The sequence below is a fragment of the Methyloversatilis thermotolerans genome (genome assembly GCF_000372885.1).
GTDB lineage: Bacteria > Pseudomonadota > Gammaproteobacteria > Burkholderiales > Rhodocyclaceae > Methyloversatilis > Methyloversatilis thermotolerans.
Genome location: NZ_KB889967.1, coordinates 1,780,009 through 1,804,255, shown reverse-complemented (window position 1 = coordinate 1,804,255; position 24,247 = coordinate 1,780,009). Strand labels below are relative to the sequence as shown.

General features: G+C 63.6%; 25 protein-coding genes. 17 read left to right on the top strand and 8 right to left on the bottom strand.

Going from position 1 to position 24,247, the window contains the following annotated elements; all coding sequences use genetic code 11:
- Nucleotides 1-9 precede the first annotated feature (9 nt).
- A complete protein-coding gene (gene murJ, locus A3Q7_RS0107880) occupies nucleotides 10-1,548 on the bottom strand; it encodes a murein biosynthesis integral membrane protein MurJ (RefSeq protein WP_018411318.1) in 1,539 nt (512 codons plus the stop codon).
- Between the two features lie 140 nt (nucleotides 1,549-1,688).
- On the opposite strand from murJ, the gene rpsT reads away from it, so the two are divergent.
- Nucleotides 1,689-1,961, top strand: coding sequence for a 30S ribosomal protein S20 (rpsT, locus tag A3Q7_RS0107875; RefSeq protein WP_018411317.1), 273 nt, complete (start codon nucleotides 1,689-1,691; stop codon nucleotides 1,959-1,961).
- 322 nt (nucleotides 1,962-2,283) lie between these two features.
- On the opposite strand, the gene A3Q7_RS0107870 is transcribed toward rpsT, so the two are convergent.
- The gene (locus tag A3Q7_RS0107870) at nucleotides 2,284-2,670 is read right to left on the bottom strand and encodes a DUF3579 domain-containing protein (protein ID WP_026224608.1); all 387 of its coding nucleotides are present in this window, start codon (nucleotides 2,668-2,670) and stop codon (nucleotides 2,284-2,286) included.
- Nucleotides 2,671-2,926: 256 nt separating this feature from the next.
- On the opposite strand from A3Q7_RS0107870, the gene A3Q7_RS20930 reads away from it, so the two are divergent.
- The 6 genes from A3Q7_RS20930 (at nucleotide 2,927) to A3Q7_RS0107840 (ending at nucleotide 7,720) form a co-directional block, all read left to right on the top strand.
- Entirely contained in the window at nucleotides 2,927-3,103 is a 177-nt protein-coding gene (locus tag A3Q7_RS20930) for a hypothetical protein (RefSeq protein ID WP_018411315.1), read from the top strand.
- A gap of 267 nt (nucleotides 3,104-3,370) precedes the next feature.
- Nucleotides 3,371-4,558 (top strand): aspartate aminotransferase family protein, encoded by a 1,188-nt coding sequence (locus A3Q7_RS0107860; protein WP_018411314.1) that lies wholly within the window; start codon nucleotides 3,371-3,373, stop codon nucleotides 4,556-4,558.
- Between the two features lies 1 nt (nucleotide 4,559).
- Nucleotides 4,560-5,483, top strand: a complete 924-nt coding sequence (argF, locus tag A3Q7_RS0107855) for an ornithine carbamoyltransferase (protein ID WP_018411313.1) — start codon at nucleotides 4,560-4,562, stop codon at nucleotides 5,481-5,483.
- Between the two features lie 39 nt (nucleotides 5,484-5,522).
- Nucleotides 5,523-6,761: an argininosuccinate synthase gene (locus A3Q7_RS0107850; protein ID WP_018411312.1), complete on the top strand. Its 1,239-nt coding sequence runs from the start codon at nucleotides 5,523-5,525 to the stop codon at nucleotides 6,759-6,761.
- A 105-nt stretch (nucleotides 6,762-6,866) separates the two neighbouring features.
- On the top strand, nucleotides 6,867-7,181 hold the full coding sequence (gene ppnP / locus A3Q7_RS0107845; protein ID WP_018411311.1) for a pyrimidine/purine nucleoside phosphorylase: 315 nt from the start codon (nucleotides 6,867-6,869) through the stop codon (nucleotides 7,179-7,181).
- A 53-nt stretch (nucleotides 7,182-7,234) separates the two neighbouring features.
- Complete coding sequence (locus A3Q7_RS0107840) at nucleotides 7,235-7,720, top strand: YajQ family cyclic di-GMP-binding protein (RefSeq protein ID WP_026224607.1); 486 nt, start codon at nucleotides 7,235-7,237, stop codon at nucleotides 7,718-7,720.
- Nucleotides 7,721-7,962: 242 nt separating this feature from the next.
- Here the strand turns inward: A3Q7_RS0107840 and A3Q7_RS0107835 are convergent, their stop codons facing one another.
- On the bottom strand, nucleotides 7,963-8,667 hold the full coding sequence (locus tag A3Q7_RS0107835) for a type 1 glutamine amidotransferase (protein ID WP_018411309.1): 705 nt from the start codon (nucleotides 8,665-8,667) through the stop codon (nucleotides 7,963-7,965).
- A 43-nt stretch (nucleotides 8,668-8,710) separates the two neighbouring features.
- On the opposite strand from A3Q7_RS0107835, the gene A3Q7_RS0107830 reads away from it, so the two are divergent.
- The 8 genes from A3Q7_RS0107830 (at nucleotide 8,711) to A3Q7_RS0107795 (ending at nucleotide 17,041) form a co-directional block, all read left to right on the top strand.
- Nucleotides 8,711-9,328, top strand: a complete 618-nt coding sequence (locus A3Q7_RS0107830) for a TIGR02281 family clan AA aspartic protease (RefSeq protein WP_018411308.1) — start codon at nucleotides 8,711-8,713, stop codon at nucleotides 9,326-9,328.
- A 2-nt stretch (nucleotides 9,329-9,330) separates the two neighbouring features.
- The gene (locus A3Q7_RS0107825) at nucleotides 9,331-9,981 is read left to right on the top strand and encodes a CoA pyrophosphatase (RefSeq protein ID WP_018411307.1); all 651 of its coding nucleotides are present in this window, start codon (nucleotides 9,331-9,333) and stop codon (nucleotides 9,979-9,981) included.
- A gap of 114 nt (nucleotides 9,982-10,095) precedes the next feature.
- Nucleotides 10,096-11,022, top strand: a complete 927-nt coding sequence (locus A3Q7_RS0107820; protein ID WP_018411306.1) for a CobD/CbiB family protein — start codon at nucleotides 10,096-10,098, stop codon at nucleotides 11,020-11,022.
- 21 nt (nucleotides 11,023-11,043) lie between these two features.
- Nucleotides 11,044-12,231 (top strand): beta-ketothiolase BktB, encoded by a 1,188-nt coding sequence (gene bktB, locus A3Q7_RS0107815; RefSeq protein ID WP_018411305.1) that lies wholly within the window; start codon nucleotides 11,044-11,046, stop codon nucleotides 12,229-12,231.
- Between the two features lie 404 nt (nucleotides 12,232-12,635).
- A complete protein-coding gene (locus A3Q7_RS0107810) occupies nucleotides 12,636-14,057 on the top strand; it encodes a circularly permuted type 2 ATP-grasp protein (RefSeq protein WP_018411304.1) in 1,422 nt (473 codons plus the stop codon).
- A gap of 394 nt (nucleotides 14,058-14,451) precedes the next feature.
- Nucleotides 14,452-15,402: an alpha-E domain-containing protein gene (locus A3Q7_RS0107805; RefSeq protein ID WP_018411303.1), complete on the top strand. Its 951-nt coding sequence runs from the start codon at nucleotides 14,452-14,454 to the stop codon at nucleotides 15,400-15,402.
- Between the two features lie 10 nt (nucleotides 15,403-15,412).
- Nucleotides 15,413-16,222: a transglutaminase family protein gene (locus A3Q7_RS0107800; RefSeq protein ID WP_018411302.1), complete on the top strand. Its 810-nt coding sequence runs from the start codon at nucleotides 15,413-15,415 to the stop codon at nucleotides 16,220-16,222.
- 81 nt (nucleotides 16,223-16,303) lie between these two features.
- Entirely contained in the window at nucleotides 16,304-17,041 is a 738-nt protein-coding gene (locus A3Q7_RS0107795; protein WP_018411301.1) for a proteasome-type protease, read from the top strand.
- A gap of 785 nt (nucleotides 17,042-17,826) precedes the next feature.
- Here A3Q7_RS0107795 and rsgA read toward each other — a convergent pair.
- The 3 genes from rsgA to A3Q7_RS0107780 are packed head-to-tail and all read right to left on the bottom strand — an operon-like array spanning nucleotide 17,827 to nucleotide 20,289.
- The gene (rsgA, locus tag A3Q7_RS0107790; RefSeq protein WP_018411300.1) at nucleotides 17,827-18,711 is read right to left on the bottom strand and encodes a ribosome small subunit-dependent GTPase A; all 885 of its coding nucleotides are present in this window, start codon (nucleotides 18,709-18,711) and stop codon (nucleotides 17,827-17,829) included.
- 4 nt (nucleotides 18,712-18,715) lie between these two features.
- Complete coding sequence (locus A3Q7_RS0107785) at nucleotides 18,716-19,054, bottom strand: 4a-hydroxytetrahydrobiopterin dehydratase (protein ID WP_018411299.1); 339 nt, start codon at nucleotides 19,052-19,054, stop codon at nucleotides 18,716-18,718.
- Nucleotides 19,055-19,056: 2 nt separating this feature from the next.
- Nucleotides 19,057-20,289, bottom strand: coding sequence for a M48 family metallopeptidase (locus A3Q7_RS0107780; RefSeq protein ID WP_018411298.1), 1,233 nt, complete (start codon nucleotides 20,287-20,289; stop codon nucleotides 19,057-19,059).
- A 167-nt stretch (nucleotides 20,290-20,456) separates the two neighbouring features.
- On the opposite strand from A3Q7_RS0107780, the gene orn reads away from it, so the two are divergent.
- Nucleotides 20,457-21,005: an oligoribonuclease gene (orn, locus tag A3Q7_RS0107775; RefSeq protein WP_018411297.1), complete on the top strand. Its 549-nt coding sequence runs from the start codon at nucleotides 20,457-20,459 to the stop codon at nucleotides 21,003-21,005.
- Nucleotides 21,006-21,008: 3 nt separating this feature from the next.
- Nucleotides 21,009-22,685, top strand: coding sequence for an NAD+ synthase (locus A3Q7_RS0107770; RefSeq protein WP_018411296.1), 1,677 nt, complete (start codon nucleotides 21,009-21,011; stop codon nucleotides 22,683-22,685).
- A 3-nt stretch (nucleotides 22,686-22,688) separates the two neighbouring features.
- Here the strand turns inward: A3Q7_RS0107770 and A3Q7_RS0107765 are convergent, their stop codons facing one another.
- Both A3Q7_RS0107765 and A3Q7_RS20785 read right to left on the bottom strand, forming a co-directional pair.
- Nucleotides 22,689-22,925 carry a hypothetical protein gene (locus tag A3Q7_RS0107765; RefSeq protein WP_018411295.1) on the bottom strand — a complete coding sequence of 79 codons (237 nt, stop codon included), beginning with the start codon at nucleotides 22,923-22,925 and terminating at the stop codon, nucleotides 22,689-22,691.
- A 121-nt stretch (nucleotides 22,926-23,046) separates the two neighbouring features.
- The gene (locus A3Q7_RS20785; protein WP_157278132.1) at nucleotides 23,047-24,093 is read right to left on the bottom strand and encodes a hypothetical protein; all 1,047 of its coding nucleotides are present in this window, start codon (nucleotides 24,091-24,093) and stop codon (nucleotides 23,047-23,049) included.
- Nucleotides 24,094-24,247: the final 154 nt, after the last annotated feature.

Genomic DNA, 24,247 nt, shown 5'->3' with positions numbered 1-24,247 from the left:
TGTCTCCTTTCATGAACGCGCACGGCGCGAAAAGTCGCGCAGCCGGAACCCGCATGCATACAGCACGGCGAAGTAGCTTGCCGCGCCCGTCGGCACGAGCCATCCCAGGTGCAGGATGCGTTCCATCGTCCGCATGTGCAACCAGTCGCCTGGCCATTGCGCGCCGATGAACAGCACGCTTCCCATTACCGACAGTGCGGCCAGCATGCTGAGCCAGAAGCTCCGCCAGCCGGGTGCAGGGGTGTAGGCGCCATTGCGGCGCAGCCCGCGGTAGAGGAAGGCCGCATTGACCAGTGAAGCCAGGCCGATCGACAACGCCAGCCCGGCGTGGGCTAACGGCTTGATGAACGCGAGATTCATGAGCTGGGTCAGCAGCAGCACGCCGATCGCGATTTTTACCGGGGTGCGGATGTCCTGCCTGGAATAGAAGCCTGGCGCGAGAACCTTGACCAGGATGAGACCGGTCAGTCCCACGCTGTAAGCGATCACCGCTTCGCTGGTCTGCATCACGTCATGCGCACCGAATTCGCCGTGATGGAACAGTGTGGCGACCAATGGAATGGACAACAGCCCGAGCGCCAGCGCGGCCGGCAGCGTGAGCAGCAGTGTGAGTCGCAATCCCCAGTCCAGCAGCGCGGAGAACTCCCGACCATCGCCGTCGGCATGGGTGCGCGACAGCGAAGGCAGCAGGATGGTGCCCAGCGCCACGCCGAGCAGGCCAGCCGGAAATTCCATCAGACGGTCGGCGTAATACAGCCAGGACACCGACCCGCTTTCCAGGAAGGACGCGAAGATGGTGTTGATGAGCAGGGAAATCTGGGAGACCGAAACGCCCAGTATCGCCGGCAGCATGAGCTTGAAGATGCGCCGTACCCCTTCGTCGCGCAGGTCCAGGCGCAGGCGGGGCAGCATGCCGATTCGCGCCAGCGCAGGCACCTGCAGGACAAGCTGCAGCGCGCCGCCAATGAATACCGCCCACGCCAGCGCAAGCGCGGGCGGGTCGAACCACGGTACCGCGAACAGGCTCATGCCGATGAAGCTCAGGTTCAGCAGGACCGGTGTGAAGGCAGGTATCGCGAAGCGGCTGTAGGTGTTCAATATGCCGCCCGCCATCGCGACCAGCGACATGAACAGGATGTACGGAAAGGTGATGCGCGTGAGGGTGACGGTCAGGTCGAACTTGTCCGCGTCGGCGGCAAATCCGGGCGCGGATACATAGATGATGACCGGTGCCGCGACGATGCCCAGCACGGTAATGGCGCTGACGACGAGCAGCAGCAGCGTGGCGACGTGGTCGATCAGGGCGCGGGTGTCGTCATTGCCGCGACGGTTCCGGTATTCGCCCAGTATCGGGACGAAGGCCTGCGAGAACGCGCCTTCGGCGAACATGCGGCGCAGCAGGTTGGGTAGCCGGAAAGCGACGAAGAAGGCATCGGTGGTCGCACCTGCGCCGAAGGCGCGGGCGATGAAGAAATCCCGGACAAAGCCCAGAATGCGCGACAGCAGCGTCATGCTGCTGACTGTCGCCAGAGCGCGCAGCAGATTCATCGGAAGAAGAGCAGGGAGAGGGCCTCGAACAGCGCGCACCTTACCAGAGCCATCGAGCGGCGCGCAGTGTGCGGGGCTTGCGCGGCACCGATTCAATGCTTATACTCGCGCGTTTTACCGAACACCTCCTCGCAAGAAAAATGGCCAATTCCGCACAAGCGCGCAAGCGCGCCCGTCAGGCGAACGTCCGTCGCGATCACAACATGAGCCAGCGTTCCGAGCTGCGCACTGCCATCAAGACCGTCCGCAAGGCCATCCTGGCCGGTGACAAGGCCACCGCGCAAGCCGTGTTCGCGAAGGCCCAGGCAACGATAGACAGCATTGCCGACAAGAACATCATCCACAAGAACAAGGCTGCCCGTCACAAGAGCCGCCTGTCGGCTGCGATCAAGGCCATCGGCGCAGCAGCCTGATCTGTCGTAGCTCCCGAAAAAGCCGGCTGATGCCGGCTTTTTTATTGCCGCTTGCGCGTCGCGCACGTCAGCGCCCTCTCTTGTTGCTCCCCGTTCCGTCTGCCGCAGCGTGCCAGAAAGCCGCCTTCCGGGCCGCGCGCCGGCCGCCTCATCGGGTGGGTGTCGGGGTGGATATCGTATCGGGTCCGGTGGCGTGGGACGGACAGTTTTCCAAAGGACAAGGGCCTCCCCTCGCGAGACGGGTGGCCCTTGCTTTTCTTGTCACGGCGCACATCGGGGCGCGCCGGGCTGTACTTCCTGCGGTCCCGGTATTCCGGTCCGTTCAGGCTTCGACTGCGGCTTCCTCGAATTCCACCTTCAGATCGTTGTCGCGACCGAAGTGCAGCAGGAAGTTGTAGGCCAGGGGCTCCAGCGCATACAGACGGGCATCCACGAAAACGCACTTCTCGCCGGTGATGAGGCAGCCCGGACGAACGAAGGGCGAATAGCGCATCTTGCGCTGGCTGCCAAACGAGGACATGACGCCGCACAGGCGATCCGACCAGTCGCTCGGGCGGAATGTCTTGCCCGCGCTGGTCGTGCCGATGATCGTGAAGCTGCGGGCCTGGCGGGGATTCTCGGCCGTGCGGCGCGGCAGCGGTTCGTTGGCGGGCGTTGTGGGCAGTACGTCCTGGTCAGCCTGCGGCTGCATATTCGGTATCGCGCTCATCGTGTGTATCAGTCCGGGGTGGGGTTTCTGTCTGGGGCTCTTTTGTTTGCGTTTTCTGCCGTTAACCTGAATTGCATGGATAAATCGGCATTTATTTTTCGTTTAAAAACAACTGTAATAGGTTGTAAAGCTAAAGTCGTCTTTCTATACTGCCGCTATCCCTATGAGGAGGCAGCGATTTATGCTCAATTCGAGTATCCGGTCCCGCAAGCGGCACGTTGAACCCAGTGCGCCATCTGTACTGCTTCGCTGTCAGATGGCTCGTTTCGGCTTCAGCATCCGTACTCGCGGCGGCGTGCTGATCGAAAACCTGTCGATTCCCGGCCTCGATGCCGAGGAGGCGGAGCGCAAGCTCAGGCAGATCTATGTCGGCTGCTCGGTGATAGCACGGTCCGTGCCTGAGCCTGCCCTTGCATCCGGCCCGCATCGCTGAGTGGCCTGCTGACTTCATTTCATGATGCGGCCGGATGCCGCGTCGAGCGAGTGTCTGGCGCGGCGGTCGCCGCGACTGCGCAGCACGCGCAGCAGAGTGGTGACACTGTGTGCCGCCCATGGGCGCGGACTGCTACACAGCGCGCTGCCTTTGAACTAAAATTCCGACCTGACCCAAGCACGGCGGCGCGAGCCGCCGTGCTTTTTTCGTTTTCCGTATCGCACCGGACGCCTGAATGTGCCCGGTTCCTTCAACGGAGTGGTATCGATGAGTCACCTGATGAATACCTACGGTCGGCAGCCGATTGCGTTCACGCATGGCAAGGGCGTGCGCCTGTACGACGAAGCCGGACGTGAGTATCTCGACGCGGTCGCGGGCGTGGCAGTGAATACGCTCGGTCATGGTCACCCTGACCTGGTGCAGGCGATTGCCGCTCAGGCTGCGGAACTGATCCACTGCTCCAATCTTTACCGCGTGCTGCCGCAGGAAAAACTGTCCGATCGTCTGGCGGCGCTGTCCGGCATGGACGAAGTGTTCTTCTGCAATTCCGGCTGCGAGGCGAACGAGGCCGCGATCAAGCTGGCTCGCCTGTATGGCCATCAGCGCGGCATCGAACTGCCCGGCATCATCGTCATGGAACATGCTTTCCACGGCCGTACGCTCGCCACCTTGTCCGCTACGGGCAATCGCAAGGTACAGGCTGGATTCGAGCCGCTGACCCCGGGTTTCTACCGCGTTCCGTTCAACGACCTGGCGGCCATCCGCTCCATCGCCGAACACAACCGGAATGTCGTCGCCGTACTGTTCGAACCGGTGCAGGGCGAGGGCGGCATCCATCCGGCCGACGCAGCTTTCATGCGCGAACTGCGCGAGCTGTGCACGCAACAGCAATGGCTGTTCATGATCGACGAGGTGCAGTCCGGCATCGCTCGCACCGGCACCTGGTTCGGTTTCCAGCATGCCGGCATAGAGCCGGACGTGATGACGCTGGCCAAGGGGCTGGGTTCCGGCGTGCCCATCGGCGCCTGCCTTGCGCGCGGTCCGGCGGCTGGTGTATTCAAGCCCGGCAACCACGGGTCGACCTTCGGCGGCAACCCGCTCGCCTGCATTGCTGCCCTGACCACGCTCGACGTCGTGGAGCGCGACGACCTGCGCGGCAATGCGGCGCGTCAGGGCGATCTGATACGCAGCGGTTTCCGGGAAACGCTGAAGGACCTCGCCGGAGTGAAGGACATCCGCGGCGTCGGCATGATGACCGGCATCGAACTCGACCGTCCGTGCGGAGAACTTGTCGGGCTCGCGCGCGATGCCGGCCTGCTCATCAACGTGACGGCGGACAGCACCATCCGCCTGGTGCCCCCGCTCGTCTACACCGAGGCGGACAGCCGCGAACTGGTGGACCGGCTTTCGCCCATCATCCGCAACTTCCTCGCGGGCCAACAGCTCGCTGCATGAAATGACTGCACCCAGACACTTTCTGCAACTGAAGGATCTTTCGCGCGCAGAGCTCGAGCACGTGTTCGCGCGTACACGCTGGATCAAGGACAAGTTCAAGCGCTACGAGCAGTACTGGCCGCTGCAGGACCGTACGCTGGTCATGATTTTCGAGAAGCAGAGCACGCGTACGCGCTTGTCGTTCGAGGCGGGCATGCACCAGATGGGTGGCAGTGCCATCTATCTGAACACGCGCGATTCACAGCTCGGTCGCGGCGAGCCGGTCGAAGATGCGGCGCAGGTCATTTCCCGCATGTGCGACATCGTCATGATCCGCACCTTCGAACAGACCATCATCGAACGTTTCGCCGCCCATTCGCGCGTACCGGTGATCAATGGTCTGACCAACGAGTACCACCCCTGCCAGGTGCTGGCCGACATCTACACCTGGATCGAGCAGCGCGGCGACATCACCGGTCGCACCGTCGCCTGGATAGGCGACGCGAACAATATGTGCCACACCTGGATGCAGGCCGCCGAACTGTTCGATTTCAAGCTGAACATTTCGACCCCGCCGGGCTACGAAGTCGACGTGAGCAAGGTCGAGGTCGCCGGCAGCCACCACGAATGTTTCGCCGATCCCATGGACGCCGCGCGCGGCGCCGATCTGGTGACCACCGATGTGTGGACCTCCATGGGCTGGGAAGCGGAGAATGAACAGCGCGCCGCTGCCTTCGCCGACTGGCAGGTTGATGCGGACATGATGAAGGTGGCTCGCCCCGATTCCCTGTTCATGCACTGCCTGCCTGCGCACCGTGGCGAGGAAGTGACCGCCGATGTGATAGACGGTCCGCATTCCGTCGTCTGGGAGGAGGCGGAAAACCGGCTGCACGCGCAGAAGGCGCTGATGGAATTCCTGCTGCTCGGTCGCGTGTCCGGCAGTTGATCCTCTGCTTCAAAATCTGAAAGACGAAAGCGAAATACGATGAGTAGCGGCGACATCAAGAAAGTGGTTCTCGCCTATTCCGGCGGCCTGGACACCTCGGTCATCCTGAAATGGCTGCAGGATGTATACAAGTGTGAAGTGGTGACTTTCACCGCCGACCTCGGCCAGGGCGAGGAACTCGAGCCCGCACGCGCCAAGGCGCTGCAGTTGGGCATCAAGCCCGGCAACATCTTCATCGACGACGTGCGCGAGGAGTTCGTGCGCGACTTCGTGTTTCCGATGTTCCGCGCCAATACCATTTACGAAGGCGAATATCTGCTCGGCACCTCGATCGCCCGCCCGCTGATCGCCAAGCGCCTGGTCGATATCGCGCGCGAAACCGGCGCGGACGCGATTTCCCACGGCGCCACCGGCAAGGGTAATGACCAGGTGCGCTTCGAACTGGGTGCCTATGCACTGATGCCGGGCGTGAAGATCATCGCACCGTGGCGCGAGTGGGACCTGCTGTCGCGCGAAAAGCTGCTCGCCTACGCAGAGAAGCACGGCATTCCGATCGAAATGAAGCACAAGCAGGGCGGTTCGCCGTATTCCATGGACGCCAACCTGCTGCACATCAGCTACGAAGGGCGGCATCTGGAAGACCCGTCGGCCGAGGCGGAGGAATCGATGTGGCGCTGGACCGTGTCGCCGGAAGCGGCACCGGATGCGGCGGAGTACCTCGACCTCGAGTTCGAGCGCGGTGACCTGGTGAGCATCAATGGTCAGCGCATGCCGGCGCACGAACTGCTCGCCACGCTGAACAGGATCGGTGGCAAGCACGGCATCGGCCGTCTCGACCTGGTCGAAAACCGCTATGTCGGCATGAAGTCGCGCGGTTGCTACGAAACCCCGGGCGGCACCATCCTGCTGCGCGCCCACCGCGCCATCGAGTCGATCACGCTGGACCGCGAAGTGGCCCATCTGAAGGACGACCTGATGCCGCGTTACGCGAGCATGATCTACACCGGCTACTGGTGGAGCCCTGAGCGCCGCGCGCTGCAGGCCCTGATCGACCATACGCAGCAGACGGTGAATGGCTGGGTGCGCCTGAAGCTGTACAAGGGTAATGTCGTCGTGGTCGCGCGCGATTCGAAGACCGATTCGCTGTTCGATCCGACCATCGCCACCTTCGAGGACGACGCCGGCGCCTACGACCAGAAGGATGCGGCCGGTTTCATCAAGCTGAATGCGCTGCGCATGCGCATCGCGGCCAACGCTGCCATCAAGCGCGGCAAGTAGGATCCCTCGCGACGGCTGCGCGCTCGACGCGGACCGGATGTCCGGCTGCGTCGAGCGCGCGGTCCGCAGCCCGGCGTGGCTTCCCTCTTTTCTCAGGAAACGAATATGTCCCAGTACGACAACGTGAGCGTGGTCAAGAAGGCCAATGTGTATTTCGACGGCAAGTGCGTGAGCCACAGCATCCAGTTCGCCGATGGAACGAAGAAATCGGTCGGCGTCATCCTGCCGTCCACGCTCACCTTCAACACCGGCGCGCCGGAAATCATGGAAGGCGTGGCGGGCAGCTGCCGTGTGCGTCTGAAAGGCGAGACGGAATGGAAGACCTACGGTGCCGGCGAGTCCTACACCGTGCCGGGAAATTCTGCCTTTGACATCGAAGTGAGCGGCGAGCCCTACCACTACGTCTGCCACTTCGGCTGATCCGCGGCATCGGGCGCCGCGCGGTGCCCGTCGCCGAACACGAGGTTTCCAGCATGCCGTCTTTCGACATCAGTTCCGAAATCAATATGGTCGAACTGCGCAATGCGGTCGACCAGGCGAACAAGGAAATCGCCAACCGCTTCGACTTCAAGGGATCGGACGCGCGCGTGGAGCAGGGCGACAAGTTGCTCACCCTGTTCGCCGACGACGACTTCAAGCTCGATCAGGTCTATGACGTCCTGGTCGGCAAGTTCGCCAAGCGCGGCATCGACGTGCGTTCGGTGGAGCGTGGCGACGTGCAGAAGATCAGCGGCAACAAGGTGAAGCAGGAGCTGAAGCTCAAGGTGGGCATAGACTCTGACACCGCGAAGAAGATCGTGCGCCTGATCAAGGACAGCAAGCTCAAGGTGCAGGCCAGCATACAGGGTGAGGAAGTGCGCGTGACCGGCGCCAAGCGCGACACCCTGCAGGATGCGATCGCGCTGCTGCGCAAGGACGTCACCGATATACCACTCCAGTTCGGCAATTTCCGCGACTGATCGATTGCGCGCGGTTCGTTGTCAGGGCGCGCTGTTGCAGGAGCGACCGCAAGTCGCGATGTGGCGCATGCGGGCCGCAGGCTTCGTTCGAGGGTGGAATCGCGGGCAAGCCCGCTCCCACCAAACCCCGGCGCCGTTCGTGATCGGCGAGAGCTTTTGTGGGAGCGGCCTCTGGCCGCGATGCGGCTTATGCGGGCTGCGGGCCTTTCAAAAAAAGCCGATGTCGCGGCATCAGCCGCCCTTCAGTCCTTCAAGCCTCTGGCCCACTGTGTGTAGGCGCTCTCCGCGACTGCGTGCAGCGCCGCGATGCGCGTCCCCAGATCACTCTGGATGTCCGCCGGTTGCTGCACGGTACTCTGGGATGAGGCTTCGCGGATTTCGTCTGCGCCATTGCGACACCACTCCTGCACCATGGCTTCGGTCATTTCGACGTGGCACTGCATGGCCAGATGCTTGCCCTTCACCCAGGCCTGGTTGTCGCAGCCTTCCGAGGCCAGGATGCGGGTGGCGCCCTCGGGCACGGTGAAGGTTTCGCCGTGCCAGTGGAAGGACGGAAAACCCGGCCGGTCGCCGAACCAGTGCGCTGCGCTCGGGTCGGTCGCCTGCACATCCAGCCAGCCGATTTCCTTGCAACGGTTGCTGCCTACCGTCCCGCCCAGCGCCTTGGACATGAGCTGACCGCCCAGGCAGTGACCGATGACCGGAATGTCCGCGTCCATGGCCGCGCGTATCAGTGCGAGTACCTGCGGAATCCAGGGCAGCGGGTCGTTGACACTCATCGGGCCGCCCATGAAACACAGGCCGGCAAAAGCGGTCGGATCGTCCGGTACCGGGTCGCCGCGGTCGATCGCGAACACCATGATTTCGCGCCCCTGGGCCTGCATGAATGTTGCAAAATGCCCGGCACCTTCGGTCGGGCTGTGGCGGAATACAGCGATGGGCTTCATGAGATTACCTCCGGTAAGCATTCTAGCGACGCCTGCCGCGCTCGTGGCGCTGCTTTTTTGCAATGCATCATGGGCCCTGGACGTTTCGCTCGCCGGTGTGTTCGGCGGCAAGGCCGTACTGGTGATCGATGGCGGGCAGCCGCGCACGCTGCGCGTCGGCGCCACATCGCCGGAAGGCGTGAAGCTGCTGTCCATCGAGGGCGACAGCGCCTGGGTGGACATCAAGGGCCAGCGCGCACGCCTGCGCATCGGCGACAACGTCGCGTCCAGCCGCAGCAGCGGTCCGCCGTCGGCCTCGGTGGTGCACCTGACGGCCGACGGACAGGGGCATTTCCTGTCGCCGGGCAGCATCAATGGCGTTCCGGTCACTTTCATGGTCGACACCGGCGCCACCATCATCGCGATGGACCGCAGCACTGCGCGACGCGCCGGTCTTGATCTGAGCAAGGCGCCACAGGTGCCGGTGCACACTGCCGGCGGCATCGTGCGCTCGTGGCGGGTGCAACTGGCCAGCGTGAAGCTGGGCAGCGTGACCCTGTCCAATGTGGAGGGTGCGGTGGTCGACGCGCAGATGCCACAGGTGCTGCTGGGCATGAGTTTCCTGAACCGCATGGACATGGAACGCAGCGGCCAGACCCTGACCTTGCGTCAGCGCTACTGAAGATGAATCCCGCCCGGCTTTCGTTCGATGTCAATGCCTTGCGTGACCGCTTGTCGGCTCGCGCCAGCAGTGCGCCGGATCCGCGTTTCGCCGCCTTTACGCCGGCCGCGGTGCTGGTGCCGGTGGTGCTGGGCGGCGCGGAACCCACCTTGCTGCTGACGCGACGCACTGCGCATCTGCGCGATCACCCCGGTCAGATCGCCTTTCCCGGCGGCCGTGTGGACGAGGGAGACGCGTCGCCGGAAGCGACCGCGCTGCGTGAGGCGCAGGAGGAGATCGGGCTTGAACCCGAGCGGGTCGACCTGATCGGGCGGCTGCCGGATTACTACATCACCGCGAGTGGATTCCGCGTCACGCCGGTCGTCGGCGTGCTGCAGGCGCCGGTGCTCACCCGGCTCGATGCTTTCGAAGTGGACGAGGTGTTCGAGACACCGTTGTCCTTTCTGCTCGATCCGGCCAACCGCCGGCGCGGCATCATCGAGCACCAGGGCATCAGCCGCGAGTTCTGGGCCATGCCCTGGCAGGGTTACGATATCTGGGGCGCTACCGCCGGCATGATCGTCAGTTTCGCTGAGCAGTTGCTGGGGGCCGCCCTGAGCGCTTGCCCGGCGGCCGAGCAGGGTACCGACCCGGATCTGAACATATCGAAATGACCTGAAAGCATGTGGTCAGCAACGCTGTGATATCGTCGGCATGCGCGCCACGATAAGAATGAATGCCTTGCCGCGCCGGGTGGGCGCGTCGGACGGCAGGGCCCGCATGCATACATGACCTGGCTGTCTTTATTTGTCGCGCTGCTGATCGAGCAGTATTCGCCATTGTCCTACGAACGTGTCGTAGCGCGCCCGCTCGCGCGCTACGCAAACTGGTTCGAACAGAAGCTCAATGCGGGTGAAGCCCGCCATGGCGTCGTCGCCTGGTCGCTCGCGGTAGGCGTGCCGGTGGCGCTCGTCTGGTTCCTCTATCTTTTCCTGGTCTGGATCAATCCGCTGCTGGGCTGGGCGCTGAACGTGCTGGTGCTCTATGTCACCATGGGTTTCCGTCAGTTCAGCCATCACTTCGAAGCGACGGCCACTGCGCTGCGCGAGGGCGACCATGAGGCCGCACGTCGTGAGCTGGGCAACTGGCTGGGCCGCAATACCGACCGCATGAAGCCGGAGGAGATCGCCCGGCTGTCCATCGAGCAGGGATTGCTGGCGGCGCATCGTCACGTGTTCGCGCCGCTGCTGCTGTTCGTGCTGTTGCCGGGACCGACCGGACCGCTGCTCTACCGGCTCACCGAGCGTCTGTCGTGGTCCTGGGCGCGGCGCGAGAACATCGAGTTCGGCGCCTTCGGCCGCTTCGCGCGCGCCATGTACGAATGGCTGGACTGGGTGCCGGCGCGCATGACCGCCGCCACTTTCGCCATTGTCGGCGACTTCGAGGATGCGGTGCATTGCTGGCGTACCCAGGCATCCAGATGGCCGGAGCAGTCCGCCGGCATACTGCTCGCCAGCGGTGGCGGCGCGCTCGGCGTCAAGCTCGGTGCGCCCCTGTTCGAGCTGGGCGAGGTCGCCGATCGGCCTGAGCTCGGGCTGGGGGACGAAGCGGATGTTGACCTGATGCAGAGTGCCATCGGACTGGTATGGCGCACACTGGTGTTCTGTCTTCTTTTGCTGGGCCTGCTGACACTGGCCGGCTATGTCGGAAGCTGATTTTCCAAGGAGGGTGGTGAGATGGCAGACAAAAGAGAAGTGGTGATCGTCGGTGCTGCGCGTACGCCTATCGGCGCTTACGGCGGTTCGCTGAAGGATTTTTCGGCGTGCGATCTGGGCGCGCATGTCGTGAAAGCCGCATTCACGCGCGCGGGCGTCGATCCCAAGCAGGCGCAGCATCTGGTGCTGGGCAATGTCATCCACACCGAAGCGCGCGACATGTATGTGTCACGCGTGGTTGCTCTCAATGGCGGCATGGCCAAGGAATCCTGCGCCATGGGCGTGAACCGGCTGTGCGGCTCCGGCCTGCAGGCCATCGTGTCCGCCGCCAACGCCATCCAGCTTGGCGATGCAGAATGCGCAGTGGGGGCCGGCGTGGAAACCATGAGCCGCGGTGGTTACCTGATGCCGGCCGCGCGCTGGGGTGCGCGCATGAACGACACCAAGCTGATCGACATGATGGTGGGTGCGCTCACCGATCCGTTCGAGACGGTGCACATGGGCATCACGGCCGAAAACATCGCTGCCCAGTTCGGTTTCTCGCGGGAAGAGCAGGACGCCTTTGCGGTTGCGTCGCATCAGAAGGCGGCAACGGCAACCGATGCCGGCCATTTCAAGTCGCAGATCGCGCCGCTCGAGATGGTGACCAGGAAGGGCACCACGGTGATCGACACCGACGAACACTTCCGTCGCGATGCTTCGATCGAAGGCATGGCAAAGCTCAAACCGGTATTCAAGAAGGACGGCTCGGTCACCGCCGGCAATGCGTCCGGCATCAATGATGGCGCAGCCGCCGTGGTGCTGATGGAAGCCGGTGCCGCCGCGCGCGCCGGTGCGGCGCCGCTGGCCCGCCTCGTGTCGTACGCAGTGGCCGGTGTCGAGCCGTCCATCATGGGTACCGGTCCGATTCCGGCGGTGCGCCTTGCGTTGCAGCGCGCAGGACTGAAGAACGACGATCTGGACGTGATCGAGTCGAACGAAGCGTTCGCGGTGCAGGCCATGTGCTGCACGCGCGAGCTCGGACTCAACCCGGCCAAGGTGAATCCGAATGGCGGCGCGGTCGGCCTCGGTCATCCGGTCGGCGCCACCGGTGCCATCCTGACGGTGAAGTGCCTGTACGAACTGGAGCGCATCGGCGGCCGCTACGGCCTGATCACGATGTGCATCGGCGGCGGTCAGGGTATTGCGGCGGTGATCGAACGCGTCTGAACACGTTTTTCCCTCGCCCTGAAAACGCCCCGTCCGATCGGGGCGTTTTTTTTCGGGGAACTTGTGTGCGGCGCATCATTCCCATTCAGTATATTTGCACCCAGATGGTGCGGAATCGCTTTTCCCGCTCGGTTTCCCGGACCCGAAACGGTGCATGCAGAACCGCACTTCCTTGCATCGCCGCCCGAACGGATGCCCGCATGCGCCAGATCAAGGCCACGCGAAGCCGCTGCACTCACCATGGCGGCCCTGTGGCCTTGCCGTGGCGCGGTTTCCGCAGCATCGCCCCCGGCACGAATCCGCTTCCGGCTGCGCCATGAGCCTGAATCAGGTGGGGGTTCGGGCATGGCACATTTTTCGCTGAGCCTGATGTGAGCGCCCACAATTACACGAGACATCCGATCATGGACACCCCGTCATCGATCTATGACGAAATGAACGGCGCCGACGGCACGGTGCGCGCCCACTACGCCAGCTACCAGAAGTGGCTGGAGGAGACGCCCCGCGAGCGCATCACACAGAAGCGCGCCGAAGCCGATCTGGTGTTCCACCGTGTCGGCATCACCTTCGCGGTCTATGGCGAGGAAGAGGGCAAGGAACGCCTGATCCCGTTCGACGTGGTACCGCGCATCATTCCCGCCCAGGAATGGAAGCAACTCGCAGCCGGTCTGCGCCAGCGCGTCAAGGCGCTGAACATGTTCCTGCACGATGTCTATCACGATCAGGAAATCCTGAAGGCGGGACATATTCCTGCCGAACAGGTGCTCTCCAACAGCCAGTACCGGCCGGAGATGCAGGGTGTGGACGTGCCTGGCAACATCTACGCCCATATCGCCGGCGTCGACGTCGTGCGCGCCGGAGCCGGCGAGTTCTATGTGCTGGAGGACAATCTCCGGGTGCCATCCGGTGTGTCCTACATGCTGGAAGACCGCCGCATGATGATGCGGCTTTTTCCGGAACTGTTCTCGCGCTACCGTGTGGCGCCGGTCGAGCACTATCCCGACATGCTGCTGGCGAATCTGCGCGCGGTGGCGCCGCAGGGCGTTGTCGCCCCCACCGTCATCGTGCTCACCCCGGGTGCCTACAACTCAGCCTATTTCGAGCACGCTTTCCTCGCCCAGCAGATGGGCGTGGAACTGGTCGAGGGCCAGGACCTGTTCGTGCGCGACGAACATCTGTACATGCGCACCACGCAGGGCCCGCAGCGCGTGGACGTGATCTACCGCCGCATCGACGACGACTTCCTCGATCCACTCGCGTTCCGCGCAGATTCCATGCTCGGCGTTCCCGGCCTGCTGCAGGTGTATCGCGCCGGCCATGTCACGCTGGCCAATGCCATCGGCACCGGGGTGGCGGACGACAAGTCCATCTATCCGTATGTGCCGGACATGATCCGCTTCTACCTCGGCGAGGAACCGCTGCTGAACAACGTGCCCACCTGGATGTGCCGCAAGAAGGAGGACCTCGCCCACGTGCTGGCCCATCTCGACGAGCTGGTGGTGAAGGAGGTACATGGTGCCGGCGGCTACGGCATGCTGATCGGGCCGCGCGCCAGCAAGGACGAGATCGCCCGCTTCCGGCAACTGCTGATCGAGCGGCCGGAAGGCTATATCGCCCAGCCGACGCTGTCCCTGTCCGCCTGCCCCACCTTCGTCGAACAGGGCATCGCGCCCCGACACATCGATCTGCGGCCTTTCGTGCTGTCGGGCAAGGACATCAATATGGTGCCCGGCGGGCTGACTCGCGTTGCGCTGCGCGAAGGATCGCTGGTGGTGAATTCGTCGCAGGGCGGCGGCACCAAGGACACTTGGGTACTGGAGGTGTGAGCAGGATGGATGCCCCCACGCTCACTTCGTTCGCACGGGACCGGCTTTGTACAGCCGGTCTGTTCGGCCGGCGCGACGCATGCGTCGCGAAACCCCATGGTACGGAGGTCGGCTTTGCACAGCCGACCCGTTCGACAGGCGCGGCGCAATGCGCCGCGAAACCCCTGTCTCACCCCCACCAAGGGGGCTGTGCTCGCCCTTGGAACGGCCCGGCGGGCGGCACTGCCCACGGTCGGCTTTGCGCAGCCGACCGGTTGCGCGGGCGGCGAGCAGTGCTCGCCGAGACCCCCGCTACACCCCCCACGCTCACTTCGTTCGCACGGGGCCGGCTGTGCGCAGCCGGCCGGTTCTCCCGCTCGCATCTCGCCGATGCGCATAACTTGATGGTGTCACCATGCTGAGCCGGACTGCGGATCACCTGTACTGGATGGCGCGCTATATCGAGCGGGCCGAGAACGTGGCGCGCATGCTGGATGTGAACTACCGCATGTCCATGGTGCCGCAGGCCGATGGCGGCGTGGATGCCGGCTGGGGCGCGACCTTGTCCATCAACGGGCTGGAAGAGGCCTTTCGCGCCAAGCGTGCGGAAGCAACCATGGATGCGGTGCTGGATTTCATGGTGTTCGATACCACCAACCCGTCATCCATCATGAACTGCCTGCGCGCGGCGCGCGAAAATGCGCATGCGGTGCGCGGCACCATCACGTCGGAAATGTGGGAAACCACCAACGACACCTGGCTGAAGATGCGCGAGTACCCGCGCTGGAAACTGGCGGGCAGCGAGATCGGCGAATTTTTCGAGTGGGTGAAGTTCCGCTCCCACCTGTCGCGCGGGGTCACCGTGGGCACCATGGTGCGCGACGAGGCGCTGCACTTTCTCCGGCTCGGTACCTTTCTCGAACGCGCGGATGCCACCGCCCGTTTCATCGACGTGAAGTACCACATGCTGGTCGATGCCGCCGCGCCGCCGGATGCGGCTGCGGACTATTACCAGTGGAGCGCGCTGTTGCGCTCGGTGTCCGCCTTCGAGGTGTATCGCAAGGTGTACCGCGATCTCATCACGCCGGTGAAGGTGACCGAACTGCTCATCCTGAACGACCGCATGCCGCGCTCCCTGCGTCGCAGCATGGTCGAGGTGTATGAAAACCTGCTGGCCGTGTCCAACTACCGCTCGCGCGAAACCGAGCGTCGGGCCGGCGAACTGCAGGCCAGCCTGAAGTTCGGCCGCATCGAGGACGTGTTTGCGCGCGGGCTGCACGAATATCTCACCCAGTTCATCGTGCGTGTGAATGACCTGGGTAACCGCATTTCCAATGACTTTCTCGTTCCGATGGCCGCAAGCTGAGGAGGGCGTCATGCTGCTCGACATCCGTCACGAAACCACGCTGAACTACGCATCGCCGGTCAATTACAGCATCCAGCAGTTGCGCCTCACGCCGCGCGAGGATTCCACCCAGCGCCCGCTGAACTGGAAGGTGCAGGCGCCGGGCAATGCGCGGCGGTCGGTCGATGCGCACGGCAATGTCGGGCATCTGCTCACGCTGGACCGTCCGCACAGCGAACTGTCCATCGTCGTCAGCGGCACCGTGCGGCTGGCCGATGGCGATACCTGGATGCCGCGCGACGCCGGGACGTTGTCGCCGCTGTCGTATCTCGCCGGCACCCGTCTGACCGAAGCCGACGAGCCGGCCACCACGCTGGCCGCCGCCCATCTGCGCGCCCGGCGCGACACCGTGGGCGAACTGCTGGATCTGAGCGGTGCGGTGTGCGGCGCGGTGCGGCATCAGCCGGACCGTCTTCCGCCCTATGGTGCGGCCAGCGCGCTGGCCAGCGGCATGGGCTGTGGCGCCGACATCGTGCACGCCTTCATTGCCTGCTGCCGCGCGGTCGGACTGCCGGCGCGCTATGTCAGCGGCTATCTGATCGACCCGGCCGGAGAGTGGGCCGCGCCGCATGCCTGGGTGGACGTCTGGCTGGCGAGCGGCCCGGCGCAGGGCGGCGAAGCGGGCTGGGTCAGCGTGGACGTGATCGAGCGTTCGCTCGCCGGCCACGGCTACTGCCGCCTGGCGGTGGGGCGCGACTATCTGGATGCCTGCCCGGTACGCGTGGCCGGCGGCGACACGGTGAGCCGCACCGTCACCCACGTATCGATACACGCGCACTGATCCGCGTGCACACCGCGCGGGCGGCCCGGTGGGCGTCTATGCTTCAACTTTCCATCAACCCAAGCTGACGGATATTCCGCCATGACCTATTGCGTGGGCATGCTGCTCGACGCCGGGCTCGTATTCCTGTCCGATTCGCGCACCAACGCCGGTGTCGACCACATCAACACCTTCCGCAAGATGAGCGTGTTCGAGCGCCCGGGCGAGCGCGTGCTCGTGCTGATGGGCGCCGGCAATCTGGCCATCACGCAGACCCTGGTGAACCTGCTGCGCGAACGGCTGGCGGCGGAGGGCCCCAATCTGTACAGCGTGCCCAATCTGTTCGAGGCGGCGCGCCACATCGGCGACTGCCTGCGCGAAGTGCATGCGCGCGATGCCGAGGCGCTGAACGAATTCGGCATCGAATTCAATCCGAGCTTCATTCTCGGTGGTCAGATACTGGGCGACATACCCCGCCTGTTCCAGATCTACTCGGCCGGCAATTTCATCGAAGCCACGCGCGATACGCCTTACTTCCAGATCGGCGAAGCCAAGTACGGCAAGCCCATCATCGACCGCGTGATCCGGCCGGAAACCCGACTCGACGAAGCGGCGAAGTGCGCACTCATTTCGATGGATTCGACCATACGGTCCAATCTGTCGGTCGGTTTGCCGCTCGATCTGCTCATCATGAAAACCAATGCGCTGCGGGTCGAATCGCATACCCGCATCGACGCGGACAACGCCTATTTCGACATGATACGCAGCCGCTGGGGCGAAAGCCTGCGCGAGGCCTTCCACGCGCTGCCTTCGCCGGAATGGGTCCCGTCCGCGGACTGAACGAGGCTGGCCAACACGCTTCTGTAGGAGCCCCCCTGTCGCGATGCGGCTGATGCGGGCCGCCGGCTTCGTTCGAGGCTGTATCGCGGGCAAGCCCGCTCGCCCTCACCCCCGGCTCCTCTCCCACTGATGTGGGAGAGGGGAGTCGGGCGCCGTCTGATGTGACCCTCGCCCGCATCAGCGGAAGAGGGTGGCGCGCAGCGCCGGGTGAGGGCCAGTGGCCTCAGCGAGCCGCTGGCTTCGTTCGAAGCTGCATCGCGGGCAAGCCCGCTCCCACCAAACCTCGGCTCCGATGCCGGTTCGGGCGAGCTGTTGTGGGAGCGGCCTCTGGCCGCGATGCGGCGGATGCGGGCCGCCGGCTTCGCTCGAGGCTGAATCGCGGGCAAGCCCGCTCCCACAAAATCGGGCTCCGTTTGCGGTCTGGGGCGAGCTGTTGCGGGAGCGGCCTCTGGCCGCGATGGGGCGTGTGTGGGCCGCGGGCTTCGTTCGAGGCTGTAATCGCGGGCAAGCCCGCTCCCACAAAATCGGGCTCCGTTTGCGGCCTGGGCGAGCTGTTGTGGGAGCGGCCTCTGGCCGCGATGCGGCGTGTGTGGGCCGCGGGCTTCGTTCGAGGTTGTAATCGCGGGCAAGCCCGCTCCCTCCAAACCCCGGCTCCGATGGCGGTCTGAGCGAGTTCTTGTGGGAGCGGCCTCTGGCCGCGATGCGGCTGATGCAGGCCGCGGGCTTCGTTCGAAGCCGCATCGCGGGGCAAGCCTGCTCCCACCACGACAAGGCTCCGTTCGTGCTCAGTACTGCGGTGCGCGGGCGCTGAGGATTTCCTGGCGCAGCATTCGATACAGCGCCAGCCGTTCGGCGCTCACGTGGTCGCGCAGACCGCAGCCCGGTTCGCTGTCGTGCGCGCAGTCGCGGAAGCGGCAGTTGCCCAGATGCGGCCGGAAGTCCGGAAAAGCCTGTTCCAGTTCGCCGACGTCCAGTTGGGCGAGACCGAATTCCTGCAGGCCCGGGCTGTCGATCAGTGCGCCGCCGCCAGCCAGGTCGTACAGCCGCGCGAAGGTGGTGGTGTGCTTGCCCGAATCCAGCGCCTGCGATACCTCGCGCGTCGCCGCGCGCGCATCCGGCACCAGTGCGTTCACCAGCGTGGACTTGCCCATGCCGGACTGGCCGGTCAGCACGCTGGTGCGCGCCTGCAGCCACGGGCGCAGTGCATCAGCGCCTTCATGTGCGCTCATTTCAAGCACCCGATAGCCCAGCTTCACGAAGGGGGCGAGCGCTGCGCGGGCGGCGTCCAGCGAGGCGGTGAGGTCGCACTTGTTCAGCAGGATGAGCGGCTCGATCTGCTGCGCCTCGCAGGCCACCAGTATGCGTGCCACCAGTTCCGGGCTGAAGGACGGCTCGGTCGCCACCACCACGACCACGCGGTCCACGTTGGCCGCCACCATCTTCTGCTTCCACATGTCCTTGCGGTAGAGCAGGCTGGTGCGCGCCAGCACTTCGGCGATGCGCGCCTGGTCCTCGCCCTGCAGGTCCAGCAGCACGCGGTCGCCACAGGCGATGTCCGATTTCTTGCCGCGCGGGAAGGCCTGCACTTCGCGGCCGTCGGCCAGACGCGCCACATAGTGGCGACCATGCGCCGACACGATGCGGGCGGCCGGGAGCGCGTGATGTTTCAAACCGTCAGGCGGCGTCGCGCATCGCCTCGATGCGGGCCGCGCAGATGAGGTCGTTGATCGAAATGCCGCGCACGCTGTGCGTGGTGAACACCACGCGCACGCGGTTGGCGCCGAACATGATGTCCGGGTGATGGTCCTCGGCCGCCGCGAGCGCGGCGACCTGGTTCACGAAGGCGACGGTCTGCGCGTAGTCGGTGAACTGGAAATCCTTGGACAGGTGCTTGTCCTGCTCTATCCAGCCGCGCAGTCCGCGCAGACAGGTGTGCAGCGCCTCGCCCTCGATGCGGCGGTGGGCGCCCTTTTGCGGTGTGCAGTGTTGTTGTGCGAGTTCTTGCAGCGTCATCGTCAGGTGGATTGCAGCCGCGCCACGCGCAGCGCGGCGGGCGGATGCGAGTCATAGAAGCGGGAATACAGCGGGTCCGGCGTCAGCGTCGAGGCGTTGTCGCGATACAGCTTCACCAGCGCCGACACCAGCCAGTCGGCGCGCGTCTGTGCCACGGCATAGGCGTCGGCCTCGAATTCCTGCTTGCGTGACAGCAGCGACAGCACCGGCGACAGCGGGAAGGTGAACACCGGAATGACCAGTGCGAACAGCGTCAGCGCCATCGCGTTGCCGCCAGTGCTCACGCCAAGCTGCCGGTAGAACCAGGGCGCATCGATCAGCCAGCCCAGCAGCGCGAAGAACAGGAAGCTGCCGCCCGCTATCCAGAGCACGCGCTTCCACATGTGGTGATGCTTGTAGTGGCCGAGTTCATGGGCCAGAACCGCTTCGATCTCGTCGCCGCCCAGGCGGTTGAGCAGGGTGTCGAAGAACACGATGCGCTTGTTCTTGCCGAAGCCGGTGAAATAGGCGTTGCCGTGCGCCGAACGGCGCGAGCCATCCATCACGAACAGACCGTCGGAATGGAAACCGCAGCGTTCCAGCAGCGCCTCGATCCGGCTGCGCAGCTCGCCATCCGGCATGGGTTCGAACTTGTTGAACAGCGGCGCGATGAAGGTCGGATAGATCACCATCATCGCCAGGCTGAAGGTGAGCCAGAACGCCCACGCCCACACCCACCAGGTGCTGCCCAGGCTGTCCATGATCCACAGCACCACCGCCACCGCCGGTGCGCCGATCGCGGCGCCGATCAGCCCGTGCTTGATCTGGTCACCGAAAAACATGCCCAGCGTCATCCGGTTGAAGCCGAAGCGTTCCTCGATCACGAAGGTGCGCCACATGAGCACCGGCAGGTCGATCAGCGACGAGGCGAAGGCGACGATGCCGATGAAAGCCAGGTCGCGCAGCATGCCGTCGCCGGCGATGCCGGTCGCGACGTCGAACATCCACTGCAGCGCGCCGCCCAGCGTGAGCACCAGCAGCCACAGTGCGCCGATGATCACGTCGCTTCGCGCAAGACCGGCGCGCGCCACGGTGTAGTCGGCGGCCTTCTGGTGCGCATCCAGCGGAATCGCTTCACGGAAGGCCAGCGGGACCTCGCCACGATGCGCGGCGACATGGCTGCGATGACGGGTGGCCAGCCACAGGCGGACCAGCGTGGTGAGCACCAGGGCGGCGATGAAGATTTCGGTCAGCATGATGGGGTGCCTCGGGTTGGATGCGGTGTCCGATCCACACTCCCGGCGTTGCCGGGCGGTGCGCGCACACCGAATCTAGACTCAGTCCAGGTGTCGCGAGTGTGACAAAATCGGGCCGTCCCGCGTTCAGACGAACGCATTAATCCCGCTTGGAAATTTTCTCGATTATGGCACAGGACCCCACACACCTCGTCTGGCTGGACATGGAAATGACCGGCCTCGATCCGGACAGCGACCGCGTGATCGAACTGGCCTGCGTGGTCACCAACGCGCAGCTCGAAGTGGTCGCGGAAGGACCGGTGCTGGTGGTGCATCAGTCCGACGACGTGCTCAACGGCATGGACAAGTGGAATACCGCCACCCACGGCAAGTCCGGCCTCACCGAGCGCGTGCGCGCATCGACGCTGGACGAGGGGGCGGCCGAGGCGCAGATGATCGCCTTCCTCGGCCAGTACCTGCCGGAACGCACCAGCCCGATCTGCGGCAATTCGATCTGCCAGGACCGCCGCTTCCTTGCCCGTCACATGCCCAGACTGGAAGCATGGTTCCACTACCGCAATCTCGACGTGTCCACGCTGAAGGAACTGTGCCGTCGCTGGCGGCCGGAACTGTCCGGCCAGTTCAAGAAGGCGCAGCGCCACGAGGCGCTGGCCGACATCTACGAATCGATAGACGAACTGAAGTTCTACCGCGAACACTTCCTGCGCATGGAGTAAGCGATGGCCACGCTACGCATCGCGGTTGCGCAGGTGAACTGCGTGGTCGGCGATCTCGACCACAACGCCGCGCTCATTCTCGACGCGGCGCGCCGCGCGGCGGAGCAGGGCGCCGATCTGCTGCTGACGCCGGAACTGGCGCTGTGCGGCTATCCGCCGGAAGACCTGCTGCTGAGGCCTGACTTCCATCGCACCTGCGCGCGGGTGCTGGCGCGCATCGCCGCCGAAGCGCCGCCGGCACTGGCCGTGCTGGTGGGGCATCCGCATGCCGTCACTGCTCACGCCGACCTTGCTGCCGCGCGCAGCGACAATGCGGCCAACCATCCGCTGAATGGCGCACGCATCCACAATGCCGCCAGCCTCATCCGCGGCGGCCGCGTCGAGGCCACCTACTTCAAGATGCGCCTGCCGAACTACGAAGTGTTCGACGAGGAGCGCTATTTCGACGCCGGCAGCGAGCCGCTGGTCATCGACGTGGCCGGCGTGAAGGTGGGTGTGAACATCTGCGCCGACGTGTGGGAAGCCGGCGCGCCGGAAGCCGCCGCCGCTGCCGGGGCACAGGTGCTGGCCGTGCTCAACGCCTCGCCCTGGCACATGAACAAGCCGGTTACCCGCGAACAGGTGGTGGCCGATCGCATCGCCGCTACCGGTGTGCCGGTCGTGTATTGCAATCTGGTCGGCGGGCAGGACGAACTGGTGTTCGACGGCGCGTCCTTCGCGCTGGACCGTGCCGCCCGGCTCGTGTGGCGCGCGCCGCACTGTCGCGAACACCTCGCCCTGGTCGAATACCGCGATGGCGACCTGGCGCCGCAGGCGCTGCCTGCCGCGCGTCCGCTCGAACAGGACTGCTATGAGGCGCTGGTGCTCGGCGTGCGCGACTACCTCGGCAAGAACGGCTTCAAGTCCGCGCTGATCGGCCTGTCCGGCGGCGTCGATTCCGCGCTCACGCTGTGCGTCGCGGTCGACGCCCTGGGTGCCGACCGCGTGCGCGCGGTCATGATGCCGTCGCCCTACACCGCACAGATGAGCCTGGACGACTCGCGCGCACTGGTGCGCAATCTCGGCGTGCAGTACGACGAAGTGTCCATCGCCCCGGCGATGCAGACCTTCGAGCACATGCTGAAGCCCCTGTTCCGCGACGCCGCCGCCGACACCACCGAAGAGAACGTGCAGGCGCGCGCCCGCATGATCGTGCTGATGGCCCTGTCCAACAAGACCGGCGCCATCGTGCTCACCACCGGCAACAAGAGCGAAATGGCGGTCGGCTATTCCACGCTCTACGGCGACCTGGCCGGCGGCTTCGCGGTGATCAAGGACATCTACAAAACCTTCGTCTACCGCCTGTGCGCCTGGCGCAACAGCCAGCGACACGACATCCCGGACAACATCCTGACCCGCGCCCCTTCGGCCGAACTGCGCCCCAACCAGACCGACCAGGACAGCCTGCCCCCCTACGAAACCCTCGACGCCATCATCCAGGCCTATATGGAGCGCGACGAATCACCGCGCGAAATCATCGCCGCCGGCTTCGCCGAGAACGACGTGAAACGGGTGATCGGGCTGCTGAAGCGCAATGAATACAAGCGCCGCCAGGCGCCGCCGGGGGTGAGGGTGACGGAGCGGGGGTTCGGCAAGGACTGGCGGTATCCGATTACTAATCGGTATCGGGACGAGGACTGAGGCTTACGCACCGCGACCACCGAGTTCGAGCACAACATCTTCCGGACAGGCGAAGAAGAAGGTGCGCGAGAAAGGGCTGCGGATGCGGTCGGGATTCAGCTTTTCGCCGAGGTCGAACAGTTGCGACGGTCGGGTTCTGTCAGAAACCAGCAGCAGCCAATTTTCCTGAATGACCTCACGATAGGCTGGAAGGCAAAGTGCTTTATGGTCTATACGGATCTGAACGGTCGCATCTGTCAAGGGGACAATCTAGCCTGCGCGCGGTACGACCCGGGAATTAATTCAGCTACGTCCCCAATATCACAAGATCACCCACGCTTATCGGGTGTCAATCGGCATATCTAGGGCCGTCAATGACGTCTTAGTGCGACGGCCCTGAGTCCGACAGCCCTGGCTGCGGTGGGCCCGCCTTTTTTCCGGTCTGTTCACCAATGTCAACGCGGACTGGGCTAGCTCTTTCTTCGTTTGACTCGTCCCACTCCTCCATCCAGACATCTCTCACTGCTATGTACCAAGAATTTAGTAATGTTGATGTCTCAATCTGTTTGATTAGCGTTCGTGTTGTGATTATCCAAATTAGGACGACAAGTGTGCTATTAAAAAAGAGGTGTAAAGCGAATGATCTAAATGCAATTGCGGGGAAGCTGAAAGCGTCTCTGAAGTCAATTATTAGGTTGATTGATGCTGTGAGTGGGGCAAAGGTCGTTAATAATATTATTGCAACTCTCGATGGGTTTGAGTGCGATGATGCAATTATAAGAAACCTTTGGGAGATGGCTTGGTAGGCGTAACATAGATGTTCGGCGGAAATGTAGTTGTCTTGCCCGCAAAGGGTAACAGAGGTGGGAAACAGCGTGCTATTTCTGCGGGTGTGTTGATCGAAGTCGACAAATGTTAAAAGGGCATGGTTTTCACGTCTGGCTGCGAAAAACATCCAGGTGGCCAGAATTGTTACTGTAAGGTTTCCAATTGGCGATAGATCAGTTAACTGAATTTTGGGTAACCCAAAAAATGGGGGTCTTATGTCTTGTTTTCGTGTGTCTGCATATATCTCCATCTTATTTCGCTCTTTTGCGAGGTGTTCGCTGCAGTTTATGAGTGCCAATAATTGGCCGTGAATGTTTCTATCGGCCTCGTTATGGTTTACGCATAACGATCTGATCGAGTCGGGGAGTGATGCAGGAGCTATCTCAACGGTTGCTGAAAATTTCAGTATTTCATCTTGTTTTTTGCAGTCGAGTTGTGTGCTGTTTGTTTGTGCTTTTGCATAAATGCAAATTTCGTTAGTTATGTATCTTATTTCCGTGTCTATTTCTTTGGCTAACGAAATGTTGGCGAAAAAGTGTGTTTTTGGATAGCCGAATTCGAATATGTAAATAGTTGAAATCCAGTAAGTTGCAAATGCCAACGTTAGTCCTACCGGCGCCCATGCCCATGCGACGGCTTGGCGCAGTTGCTCACATCTGGCATTAACCAGGCGCCATATTGTCTCCGGGTTGTGTCTTTTTTTTTGGGTCATTTTCTCTCTTGCGGTATTGGCAAGCTATCGAGGGATGGTTTTC